Origin of the sequence: Facklamia miroungae (assembly GCF_012396555.1) — a bacterium.
GTDB classification, from domain to species: domain Bacteria; phylum Bacillota; class Bacilli; order Lactobacillales; family Aerococcaceae; genus Facklamia; species Facklamia miroungae.
The window spans coordinates 51,692-63,972 of record NZ_JAAXPS010000005.1 but is presented as its reverse complement, the minus strand read 5'-3'; the positions used below and the strand labels follow the sequence as shown (position 1 = coordinate 63,972).

The following is a 12,281-nucleotide window of genomic DNA, read 5'->3' as shown; positions in this document are numbered from 1 at the left end:
CGTTTCAAATATTTAATAAACGGCTCGCAACTTCAAAGTAAACCATTAAAGAAGCAGTATCGACAATCGTAGTTATTAAAGGACCCGCCATTACCGTTGGGTCAATCTTTAATTTGTCTGCAATGAGTGGAAGTATACCGCCGATCACCTTAGACAACATAACGGTCATTAATAGGGTAATCGATACTACCAAATTCACTTGAAAATCAACCGAATCTAGGATCAAAATTCTCACCATATTGACAGCTACCAGTGCCAATCCCACAATAAATCCAATTCTTAATTCTTTCAAGACGACCTTCATGAAAGAAACCCCTTGTAGTTCACCTAAATACAGCGCACGAATGATGGTTGTTGAAGACTGACTTCCTGCATTCCCACCACTATCCATTAACATTGGAATATACATGGCTAAGGCAACATTTGTGGCTAATGTCACTTCGTATCTTTGAATAATAAAGCCGGTCACCGAAGCAGTAATCAGACAAATAATTAACCAGGTAATTCGACTTTTAGCAATCGTGAAGTCTGATTGTTTTAAATAATTTATTTCTTCGGCATCGTTAATCCCGTGAATATTGCCAAAGTCTTCATGGTACTCATCTGCTAAAATGTCAATCGCCCATTCAACAGGGACCGTTCCCACTAAGCGATTTTCTGAATCTACAACTGGAATTTCTGATAAATCATACTTGCGCGCCAATTTAGCAACTACTTCTTGATCATCGGTCGCTAATACTGTTCGTGTCAAACTTTTAATTAAATCTGAAACTTGGGCTTGGGGATAGCGAATCAAATCGGCCAAATAAATAAAACCCAATAGCCGTAAGGATCCATCTGTGATCCAAATTTGTTCCAACTTATTGGCATCTAAATCTGACTGAAAAACCAGGTCATAGATCGCTTGAATTGACAGATGGTCTTTGGCAGCTAAAAAATTGACGGTCATCACTGACCCAACACTTTCTTCTGGATAACCCAATAGTTGATTAATAACAGGGCGACGATCTTCAGTTACAAAGTGCTGCATAATTTTCTTGACCATATTAGCTGGTAGTTCTTGCAAAGTATCTACTAATTCATTCTCATCAAGTTCTTTGATTAATTCATGTGTATCTTCATCCGAAAGAATCTCAATAATCTCCATTTTCTTATCTTTACTTAACTCGGCAAAAGTGTCCGCCAAAAGATCTTTATTCAGCAACTTAATTCTTAAAGCGATTTCATAAGCCGTTAAATTATCAAAATGTTCCGCAATGTCAATCGGATCCATACGATTTATTTTTTCTTGTAAATGATTAATTTGTTCTATTTGGTATTTCTTCATTTGCATTCCTCCTAAGATGAAAAAATTCTGATTCATCCTATTTATCTGATTATGATTTTTCAATCACAACCTGTTTATAAGACAACACAACTAAAGAACACCCACTAAAAACATGGCGAGTAAGCGATGCTTATAGTGAATGTCATTTTTTGAATGATTTATACTTGAACTCTGCGAATCATCACCAACATCCATCTTACTCACCCCTTTTTAAAATAAATTCACAATAATTATAGCATAGTCATTTTTTTAATTAAATTGGTAACTTAATAAAATAAAAAAAGAAGCGTTTTACCCTTCTTTTCTAAAGTGATGTTGCTGGCTATTTGCAAAACGAACCAACAATAACATGACAGGCACTTCTACTAAGACACCAACTACCGTTGTTAAGGTGGCCCCTGATGAAAGTCCGAACAATGAAATAGCTACCGCTACCGCCAATTCGAAAAAGTTTGAAGCGCCAATCATCCCACATGGCGCCGCAATCGAATAGGGAAGATTAACTTTATAAGCAATAGCAAAGGTAATACCAAAAATGAATAGGGTCTGAATAATTAGGGGAACAGCAATTAATAGGATATTAAGTGGCTGATTAATAATATGATTGCCTTGGAAAGAGAAAATAATGATTAAAGTGAGTAACAATCCAAGGGTCGTGTATTTATCAAAAGCTGGGATAAATTTGCGGTCCAAGTAATCAATGCCTTTATTAGAAATAATATAACGACGCGTAATCATACTCATTAAAAGTGGAATTACTATGAAAAGTACAATCGATAATAGCAAGGTTTCCCAAGGTATTGTAATATTACCCATTTTTAATAAGAAGCTAACAATCGGTACATACGCTACTAACAAAATTAAATCATTTGTCGCCACTTGCACAAGCGTATAGGCACTATTTCCACGCGTTAGTTTGGACCATACAAAGACCATGGCCGTACATGGCGCTGCTCCTAATAACACCGCTCCCGCTACATATTCTGAAGCTAATTGTGGCGAAAGGAAGCTGCTATAAATAATATTAAAGAATAAATAGGCAATCAAATACATGGTAAGTGGTTTTATGACCCAGTTGACCAGCCAAGTAATATACAATCCCTTCGGGTTTTTCCCTATATTCTTGACACTGTTAAAATCAATCTTCAACATCATGGGGTATATCATAATCCATAAAAGGATGGTAGTTGGAATTGAGACATTATAAAACTCAAACTGTCCTAAAAAGGTTGGGATTTGCGGAATAAATTTTCCAATTAAGACACCAATTACCATGCATACTAAAACCCATAGGGTTAAGTTTTTTTCAAACGATTTCATTTCTACTTGATTCATAAATACCTCCTATAATTGGCTGATTTCGGCAATAAGTTCTTGGACTTTTTGATCGATCGAGTGAATTACTTCCTTAAATTCTTGATCAGACTTCCCACTTGGATCTTCCAAACCCCAATCTTCTTTACGATCATTGAAAGGAAGAAATGGACAATTAACATTGCATCCCATGGTAATCAAATAATCAATTTCAGGCAGCTCGGAAATTAACTTAGGATATTGGTCCGCTTCCATATCCACTTGATACATCTCTTTCATCAAACGAACTGCATCTTGATTAATCTGATCCCTCTCTTGTGTTCCTGCCGAATAGACTTCAATTACTCCTTGACCGTAACGCTTGGCTAAAGATTCTGCAATTTGACTCCGACAAGAATTATGTACACATACAAAGGCTACTTTTTTCATGCTTCAACTCCTTATATTTACTTTTCATTTTGATTAGACTTAATGATTGACCAAATCGACGCTCTCAGTCAAAGTCTTAAAATTCGATAAAAATTGCTTACATCCTTCATTAGAGATTCGATAATAGACCCATTTCCCCTCGGGGCGTTCATCAACAATGCCGGCGTCCACTAATTTTTTCATATGATAAGACAAACCCGACTGAGAAAGGTCAAGTTGCTCGAGTAAAACACATGCACACTGCTCTCCCTGTTTTAGAAGTTGTATAATAGCAAGACGATTCTCATCACCGAGCGCTTTATATTGTTCAACTAAGACCTTTAAATCTTCCATTTTGCACCTCACATCAAAACTTATTGATAGGTTAATTATATAAGAAAAAAGAACTTATATCAATGTAATTTGATATGAGTTCTTTTTATTTAAATCTCATCGATAAAATATAGTGGATGACTACTTAAGGCAACCATTCCCTGTTCGATCCGAATCGTTTGGCCATCACTTAAGTGATGGTATAATCCATCTGGAACGGGAAGAGATAAGTGACCGGACTTTTCTTTATTCAAGGCAAAGACGCCAATTAAAGACCTGCCTATAGCTTGGTATTTAATCCAGATCGCTTCTAAATCATCATCGCCGCCTATTTCAAAACTTCCCTCAGAAGGGATATATTCCTTTTTAATGCGGATCAATTCGCTTAAATAATTCGACCAATCAGCAAACTCAAACCAATCAATTGGATCCTTTTCGAAAAGGTTGGGTAAATGTTTCGCTTGAACTTCTTGTCCATTGTAAATCAAATGTGCTCCTCGCAAAAAAAAGTTAAAAGCTGTTATTTGTTCAAGGGAATGGTAGGGTTTAATTTTTGCTGCAATACGGGCTTGATCATGATTTTCTAGAAACCGTAGTTTGGTGAAATTACTCGGATAGGTCCAATTTTGACGATTGACACTATTTAGATAGGCAGATAAAGGTTGTTGACCTGATAAGTAGGCATCAAAATCACCTTGAATATCATAATCATAGGTCATATCAAATGCTTGATAGACCTCTGAGTCTGAAAGACCAGTGATGCCCTGCTTCCTTGTCTCAAGAATAAAACTCGGTTCTACACTCTCAGCTAACCAGACCAGATCGGGATTCACTTCTTTTACTGCCTTGCGGGCCGCCTGCCAAAAAGGCAATGGAATAAGCGAAGCAACATCACATCGGAAGCCGTCAACCACTTTCGCATATTCTACTAAAGTCTCAATTTGATACGCCCATAAATCAGGACTAGAGTCGTAATCCAGATCAATAATATCCGTCCATTCACCAATATGGTTACCAAAGCTACCATCTACTTTCTGATAGAACCAATCAGGATGTCGTTGCTTTAAGAAGCTATCCGGCGAAGTGTGATTATAGACAATATCAATCATTACTTTCATTCCTGCGTGATGAATCTGATCAATTAAATGGATGAAGTCTTCCCTGCTTCCTAAATCTTGATGAACTTGCCGATAGTCTTGAATAGCATAGGGTGATCCGGCTTGTCCCTTACGTTTCACCATTCCGATTGGATAATGAGGTAAAAACCAAATCATATCAATCCCCATCTTTTTTAAACGTGGAATTTCGGCTTCAACCGCTCTAAATGTCCCCTCTTGTGAAAAATTACGTATGAATATGCTATATAGGACTAGATTGCGTAACTCTACTGAGCTATCGATTGCCATACCTATTCTCCTCTATAATTATTTTAAAATATTCGATTTGAAAACGATTGCAAAGCCCTGACTTTCTCGCTATAATTATTATAGCAAAACTCACAATCTTAGGAGGAATATCATGTCAATTCTATCGAAAATTTCCAAGGCTAGCTTAGTGTTAGCGGCTAGTTCTTTAATTTCTCTTCCAAGTGCTTCAGCAGCTTCTGATAGTCCAGAGGCATTTACACTTTATTCCAATAAAAGTGAAACCCAAGAAGCGTTAACGAATTATGCAAAAGCATGGGGAGAAGCTAATGGTGTGAATGTGACTGTCAAAGTATGTTCGGGTTCTTGTACACTAGGTGATCAGTTGAAATCAGACTTCACAGCGGGAGATGGGCCTGATGTCTTCGTGATTGAAGGTCAAGGTGGCTATGATATCTGGGCCGATTTCTTAACGCCACTTGAAGGTAACTGGATCGACCAAACTGAATTTGAATTTAAACAAGGTGATGATGTGTATGGCTTCCCTGTCTCAGTTGAAGGATATGGTCTAGCCTACAATGCGGATCTATTAGAAAAAGCCGGCATCGACCCTGCCAGTTTAGATTCTTTTGAAGCTGTTAAAGCAGCATTTGAAGATTTAGAAAATCGCAAAGAAGAATTAGGTCTCACTTCAGTTGTTGCTAACGCTACCAAAGAAGGTGAGACGTGGATCATGGGTAACCATGACTTCAATGCTTACTTGGGAACTGGCTTAGAAAATGGCGACCGGACTATTACTGAAATGACCCTAGCAGGGGAAGTTGATCAAGATCGCATGGCAAACTATGCCGACTGGGTAGAATTGCTTTTCCAACACACTGATAAACAAATGCTAACAGTCGGAACGCAAGAAGATATGGATATTGCTTTTGCGACAGGACAAGCAGCCTTCCTTCATCAAGGAAACTGGAAGGACCCCAATTTATCAGAATTAGAAGCTGATTTTGAAATGGGATTCATTCCGTATCAAACCTTAGGAACAGAAGAAAACGCTGATGGTCTATTTATAGGTGCCCCTTCATATTATGTTGTCAATAAAGAATCAGGTGCTATGGAATCCATTAATAAGTTCTTCCAAGATATGGTTGATACTCCAGAAGGACAAGACTTTATTGTTAACCAAGCCAATATGATTTCACCATTCTCAACAACTAAGGAAACACCTAAAGCTCCAATGTCTGCTTTCTTAGCGCAGTGGATCGTTGATGAAAAACCAGTTTATTCCTTTGATTCTACTTACTTTATGCCTGATGGCTTTGGTATGAATAATTTAGGACCGATTTATGGTCAATTCGCCCAAGGCAATATTGATAAAGATGAATTCATTCAGTTAATGTCTGATGAAATCTCACAACTGTCAGAATAAATAATTTGAAGATTTTGATGCTTTAAAAGGGACTAGAAGGTTTCTTCTAGTTCCTTAATTTTTAAGGAGGATTTTTTATGGCACCTTCCACTCATAAACGCTCTCGCAGTAAAAGGCAGCGCCGCAACTTTATTTTTTTAGTTGCTCCAGCTTTTCTCGCACTGACTTTAGTCATTCTGATTCCATTTGTCATGGGTATCTATTACTCTTTCACCAATTGGGGCGGGATTATTAGCCCTACTGCCACTTTTAATGGACTCACTAACTATCTAGAAAGTTTTGCTGACTCTCGTTTTCGTTATTCTCTGATGGTCACTTTTATTTTTGCTTTTTTTAATATCATTATCATCAACCTAGTGGCTTTTGCCCTAGCTATGATCGTTTCCAGTCAGGTCAAAGGAAGAGATATTTACCGAGCCGGTTTCTTCGTTCCCAACTTGATTGGTGGGATTGTCTTAGGTTATATTTGGCAATTTATCTACAATAATGTTTTCCCTCAAATCGGTCGTTTAGTTGCTTTTGACTGGTTAGTTGAAAATCTCTTTTTAGGCTCGCCTCGTTTAGCTGTTTCTGCTTTAGTATTAACATCTACTTGGCAATATGCGGGATATATAATGATGATTTATTATGCAGGCTTACAAAATGTTCCACGCTCTCTCTACGAGTCAGCGTCTTTAGATGGGGCAAACTGGTGGAGCAAATTACGTCATATTACTTTACCTATGATTATGCCCTCATTCACCGTTTCCTTATTCTTAACCATTAATAACTCTTTTAAAATATTTGATGTCAACTACTCGCTTACTGGTGGGGGACCATCGATGATGTGGAATAATGAAGCGATTAAGTCGACCGAATTCATTACCATGAACATTTATAATACCGCTTCTGTCGAAAACCATTTAGCACACGGTCAAGCACGAGCTGTTATACTTTTTGTTATTCTAGTGGTTATTAGTCTTAGCCAAACCTATCTTACTAAACGTCAGGAGGTCGAGATGTAATGTCAATGATCAAATGGAAAAAGGTTTTCTTAGAGCTTTTCGCCCTCTTAGTGTTTGTACTATTTGTGAGTCCTTTATTACTGATTGTTATTAATTCAGCCAAATCATCACGCGAAATATTAATGAATCCACTTTCACTGCCAGAAAATTGGGGACAAATTTGGGAGAATTTCATGACGATTTGGAATAATCCTTCTATTGATTACCCTAACTCTTTCCTATCTTCAGTCATTATTACCGTTATTTCTTTAGCCATGATTAGCTTGATTAGCTCATTAGCCGCTTGGGGGTTAGTACGTCATAAATCCAAGACGTCCTCTTTAATTTTTTATCTTTTCGTTGCGTCAATGGTTATTCCTTTTCAAGTAGTCATGTATCCATTGATTACATGGTTTAGAATTTTATCAATGAATGTAACCGAGCCACTAATGAACTTTTCTTTATTACGGTCTTATCCAGGCATAATTTTGGCTTATATCGGTTTTGGTATGGGAATGTCCGTTTTTATGTTCCACGGTTTCTTAAAGGGCGTCCCGCTTGAGATTGAAGAAGCCGCCGAAATAGATGGTGCTAATAAATTACAGACTTTCTTTTATGTGGTCATGCCCATTATGAAACCAATCTATGTTACGATCATTATTTTAAATGGTATTTGGATTTGGAACGACTTCTTACTTCCTATGCAATTATTAGGAGTTGGAAATGAGATTCAGACTTTACCGATCGCTATTTCAAACTTTGCCGGCTCCTACACTAAACAATGGGATATGATTTTATCATCATCCCTAATGATTATGATTCCGATCATTATTGTGTTCCTTTTTGCTCAAAAACAAATTCTTAAAGGCATGGTAGATGGTGCGATTAAGTAAATAGAAGCAAAAAAGGTCGCTTGCGGCTTTTCAATCTATCTTATTCAGTTATCTTTTTAAAAATAACACTAAAGGTGCGTCTCAATTCTCAATCTTATTATTTCTTTAATTAACTAATTAAATTTTACTTTTGATAATCCAAGCCTATTTATTCAACTATTTTTGATCACTTTAAAAAGAGTAGATCTGAATAAAAATTTTTGATTAAGTTTAAGATGATTATTACTATGCTATTAATTTTCATTTTTTTGAAACAACTGTAAAAGTTATCCATGAAAGGAGTGTTATCTTGGATATCCGTCAGATTAAGTATTTTATTGCTGTCGCAGAAACAAAAAATATTTCTCATGCTGCTAAAAGTTTATTTGTAACACAACCAACTCTTTCTCAGGCTATAAAAAAAATTGAGATCGAACTTGATACTCAACTGTTCACCTATTCAGAAAAAGAAATGACCCTTACTGAAACAGGTAAAATTCTCTATGAACGAGGACGAACTATTATTGAATCTTTCGATGATTTGATGCTTGAGATTCAAGGATATAATAACAATCCTTCTGAAATTATGAAAGTCGGTTTAACTTCCCTTTTTGCAATTCAATTTATGTCTCAAATATCACAGTTTGTTGCAACCCATTCAAATCTTGAACTTGTCTTAGTACAAGATGGATCACGTCAGTTACAACATTTACTTGCTGAAGGCGCGATAGACATTGGCTTACTCTCTTTCCCAAAAATTGAGGAAAATATTCATATTGAACCTTTAAATACAACAACTCAAGGCTATAAAGTCAGTGTTGTATTACCAAAAACAAATCCACTTTCCACGCATTCATCCCTTGAATTCAAAGATTTAAAAGAACAAAATTTTTGCACTTTATCTGATCATTTTATGTTAGGCGAAATGCTACCTAAACGATGCCGTATTGTAGGTTTTGACCCAAATATTGTACTGATAAATAATGACTGGGAAGTTCTCCTTCACAGTTTAAAAAGCTTAAACTCAATTTGCATACTGCCAAGTGAGTTTAAGCCTTTAAGTAAATTAAATGATCTTGCTTGGGTTCCATTAGATGATCGAAATAATTATTATCCGATTGGCATTGCTCTAAGAAATAATATTACATGTACCCTTGCTATGAATGAATTCATTGCTTTGATCAAATCTAATTAAATCATTTCTGACAAACGATGAGCAGTTTCCTCATGATTTAAGACTCTATTCCCACCTTTAGCTAATGCAAGCATCTCAAATTCTCCTGGATAGGTTAGAAAAGGCCCAATAAAAGCTGTTCTACGCTTAACTTCTTTGGTTAAAAATTCTGAATGGGCCATGCCACCCGTCATGGAAACCGCATCAACTTGGCCTTCTAAAGTAGCTGCTAAACAAGCGATCGTTTTAGAAATACTCAAAGCCATCGCTTCTAGCACTAGTTTTGCCTCTTGATCACCTTCTAAAACACGTTCTTCAATTGCTCTTAAATCTTTTGTATGAAAATACGAATATAATCCTGCTTCGTTTCTTACAAATTGATAAAACTTTTGGACACCCATTTCTTTAATTAAAGGAATTAAACTTTTAATGGCAATACCGCCCGAGCGCTCAGCTGAAAACATAACTTCATCATCGGAAATGAAATCAATAATTTCTCCGTCTTGATGCGCACTTGCTGAACAGCCACCTCCCATATGTATCACTATAACATTAGCTTCTTGATAATTTTTCCCTATATCCGATGCTGCTCGTCTCGCTACTGCTCGCATATTAAGATGATGACCGATGCTTTTACGGGTTACTCCTTTTATACCAGTTAGACGGGCTACATCAGACATAGAGTCCACAGTAATGGGATCATAAACGTATGCATTTGTATTTGGTTTACCAAAATGATGAGCAACTTCTTGAGCAAGATTAGCTCCCAAATTTGAAGCATGTTCAATAACTGGATGTTTTTCTAAACGATCAAGTAATTCATTATCTACTAAAATAGCTCCTGCTTTGACTGGACCTATCCCACCTCCACGGCCTACCACTATATCTAATTCTTTTGTAACACCGTGCTCTGTAATCAGTGAGAGTACATCCTCCGAACGCATCTTTAATTGATCAAATATATGTGGAAACTGACTAATTTGTTCTTCACTATATAAAATCTCATCTTTCCAAACTTCATTAATATCAATATAATATGCTACTTTTGTTGAAGTTGCTCCAGGATTTATTACGATGATTTTGTTCATTTGGATAACCCCCTATTCCATCACCAATTTAGCTAACAAGATGGATGCATACTTTTCTGTAGCAGAAGCACTTCTCGATGTTAAAATAATTGGTACACTCGCTCCCATTATAATACCGGCCATTTCTCCTTCACCAAATAATAAAAGAGATTTAGAAAAAACATTACCAGAAACTATATCTGGGACTATGAGTAAATTGGCATCCCCTTTTATTTGTCCTGTCCATTTTTTTTCATTTGCAATCTCAGGTGACAGACTTATATCAATAGACAGTGGACCTTCAATGATTGCTTGAGAAAAATCATTTTCTTTGGTTATCTCATCAAAATAAACAGAAGATAGCAACTTAGGAATTAAAGTCTCAGCTGCAGATAAAAGTGCCACCTTAGGCTTAATTACCCCTAATTTATGAAAAACATCAATACCATTTGAGATAATCTGCTTAAATTCATCTTTATTTGGTTGTAAAACCATTCCTCCATCTGTAATTCCTAATAGTCGATTAAGTTTAGGAACGTAAATTACTGCTACATGAGTAAGAAGACCACTCTTAACAATTCCTGTTTCTTTATCTACAACATGTTTGAGTAATTGGCCTGTCGATAATTTTCCTTTCATGATAGCTCCAACTTTGCCTTCTCGAACTAAACGCACAGCTTGGATTGCAGCTTTTGATTCATTTGTTTCATTTATTATTTCATAGTGGTTAGATGAGAGTTCATATTTTTTCACTAACTGCTCTAATTTATCTTTATCATCAATAAGAATTACTTTTATATTATCCTCTTCAGCAGCTTTTTTTGCACTCTTCATCACTTCATCATCAGCTGCTTTAACTATTGCCATAACTAATTTTTCATTAGTGATCCCTTGTTTTACTTTAGAAGCCTTAATGCTAGAAATTAATGACATATTTTACCTCCCTTACTTATTTAATTTTTACAATTCTAAACGATAGTCTTCTTCTGTTACTAATGGCACTACTCTAGTGAAAAGATATTTAAAAGCGAAACCTAATGAAACAGGTATCACCACAAAAGTGATAATGGCTATAAGAATGTGTCTAAAAGAAAAACCACCTTCAACTAAATTAATATAGTTAATCGGTCCTACTAGCCCACTGAAACCAAAACCAGCACTCATCGGTGTCCCTTGAATATTAAATAGCGCAGCTGTCATACCGCAAATCGCAGCATTGCATATTATTGGAATCATCGTTTTTGGATTTTTAACCACCACTGGCATAGACATTTTCGGGGATCCAATAAAATGAGCTAAAGAAGTTCCCGAGCCATTTACATTCCATCCCATAATTGCAAGTCCAAATCCACATGCACAAATCCCAAGATTTCCTGCTCCCGAACCTATACCAGAAAGACCAACTGCTAATGCAATTCCAACTGTTGTGATAGGAGAAACTATCAAGATTGAAAAAATGATTGCAATTAATATACACATAATTATAGGCTGAAGAGTGAGTAAACTAGCTACACCTTGACCTATTAAAACGGTTATTTCTTTTACGTAAGGAAGCATCCATCTACCAAGAGTCCCCACTAAAGCTAAAGTCAAAGGTGGAATCACTATAATTGTGTAGGATTTTAATTTATTACCTATTAATAAAATAACAAATGCGGCTAGAGCTGCTGTCAATCCAACATTAATAACATCACCAGTACCTTGCATTACCATTGAACCATCTACAAATTGAACGGCTCCACTCGCATACATACTAGCTAACCCTATTGAAGCAGATTGTATCGGATTAAATTTAAAGTTTAACCCCACCATAATACCGCAAACTAAACCCAACATAGAATTCGACATTGATAATGCACCTAATAATGGTGATCCAGGTGCTATTGCTTTAGTAAGTTCTGTTAATAAAGCACCTGGAATTAAAACAACCACTGTTCCTAGCGCCAAGCCGTTTAATACATTCATGGCAAACTGCTTCGCAGTTACTTTATTTTCCATCGTATAATCCTCCTT

At 36.3% G+C, this 12,281-nt stretch carries 12 protein-coding genes; 4 read left to right on the top strand and 8 right to left on the bottom strand.

Translation table 11 applies throughout. The features are described 5' to 3' along the window. Window positions 1–4: 4 nt before the first annotated feature. The 5 genes from mgtE to HF969_RS06460 form a co-directional block, all read right to left on the bottom strand. Window positions 5–1,327 (bottom strand): magnesium transporter, encoded by a 1,323-nt coding sequence (gene mgtE / locus HF969_RS06480; protein ID WP_245694842.1) that lies wholly within the window; start codon window positions 1,325–1,327, stop codon window positions 5–7. Between the two features lie 291 nt (window positions 1,328–1,618). Further along, complete coding sequence (arsB, locus tag HF969_RS06475; protein ID WP_090289966.1) at window positions 1,619–2,662, bottom strand: ACR3 family arsenite efflux transporter; 1,044 nt, start codon at window positions 2,660–2,662, stop codon at window positions 1,619–1,621. A 9-nt stretch (window positions 2,663–2,671) separates the two neighbouring features. Further along, window positions 2,672–3,070, bottom strand: a complete 399-nt coding sequence (locus HF969_RS06470) for an arsenate reductase ArsC (RefSeq protein ID WP_090289965.1) — start codon at window positions 3,068–3,070, stop codon at window positions 2,672–2,674. A gap of 39 nt (window positions 3,071–3,109) precedes the next feature. Next, complete coding sequence (locus tag HF969_RS06465; protein ID WP_090289964.1) at window positions 3,110–3,403, bottom strand: ArsR/SmtB family transcription factor; 294 nt, start codon at window positions 3,401–3,403, stop codon at window positions 3,110–3,112. An 89-nt stretch (window positions 3,404–3,492) separates the two neighbouring features. Then, on the bottom strand, window positions 3,493–4,788 hold the full coding sequence (locus HF969_RS06460; RefSeq protein ID WP_090289963.1) for an alpha-amylase family glycosyl hydrolase: 1,296 nt from the start codon (window positions 4,786–4,788) through the stop codon (window positions 3,493–3,495). A gap of 112 nt (window positions 4,789–4,900) precedes the next feature. On the opposite strand from HF969_RS06460, the gene HF969_RS06455 reads away from it, so the two are divergent. The 4 genes from HF969_RS06455 to HF969_RS06440 all read left to right on the top strand — a co-directional run bounded on the left by HF969_RS06455 (window position 4,901) and on the right by HF969_RS06440 (window position 9,222). Continuing rightward, the gene (locus HF969_RS06455; protein ID WP_090289962.1) at window positions 4,901–6,172 is read left to right on the top strand and encodes an ABC transporter substrate-binding protein; all 1,272 of its coding nucleotides are present in this window, start codon (window positions 4,901–4,903) and stop codon (window positions 6,170–6,172) included. A 77-nt stretch (window positions 6,173–6,249) separates the two neighbouring features. Continuing rightward, entirely contained in the window at window positions 6,250–7,176 is a 927-nt protein-coding gene (locus tag HF969_RS06450; protein WP_090289961.1) for a carbohydrate ABC transporter permease, read from the top strand. Beyond that, window positions 7,176–8,048: a carbohydrate ABC transporter permease gene (locus HF969_RS06445; protein WP_090289960.1), complete on the top strand. Its 873-nt coding sequence runs from the start codon at window positions 7,176–7,178 to the stop codon at window positions 8,046–8,048. Before HF969_RS06450 ends, HF969_RS06445 begins: the two co-directional genes overlap by 1 nt. A 289-nt stretch (window positions 8,049–8,337) precedes the next feature. After that, window positions 8,338–9,222, top strand: coding sequence for a LysR family transcriptional regulator (locus HF969_RS06440; RefSeq protein ID WP_090289959.1), 885 nt, complete (start codon window positions 8,338–8,340; stop codon window positions 9,220–9,222). Here the strand turns inward: HF969_RS06440 and buk are convergent. The 3 genes from buk to HF969_RS06425 are packed head-to-tail and all read right to left on the bottom strand — an operon-like array spanning window position 9,219 to window position 12,266. Next, on the bottom strand, window positions 9,219–10,289 hold the full coding sequence (gene buk, locus HF969_RS06435; RefSeq protein WP_090289958.1) for a butyrate kinase: 1,071 nt from the start codon (window positions 10,287–10,289) through the stop codon (window positions 9,219–9,221). The genes HF969_RS06440 and buk overlap by 4 nt on opposite strands. A gap of 12 nt (window positions 10,290–10,301) precedes the next feature. After that, on the bottom strand, window positions 10,302–11,201 hold the full coding sequence (locus HF969_RS06430) for a phosphate acyltransferase (RefSeq protein WP_090289957.1): 900 nt from the start codon (window positions 11,199–11,201) through the stop codon (window positions 10,302–10,304). A gap of 27 nt (window positions 11,202–11,228) precedes the next feature. Beyond that, the gene (locus HF969_RS06425) at window positions 11,229–12,266 is read right to left on the bottom strand and encodes a PTS sugar transporter subunit IIC (protein ID WP_090289956.1); all 1,038 of its coding nucleotides are present in this window, start codon (window positions 12,264–12,266) and stop codon (window positions 11,229–11,231) included. Window positions 12,267–12,281 lie beyond the last annotated feature (15 nt).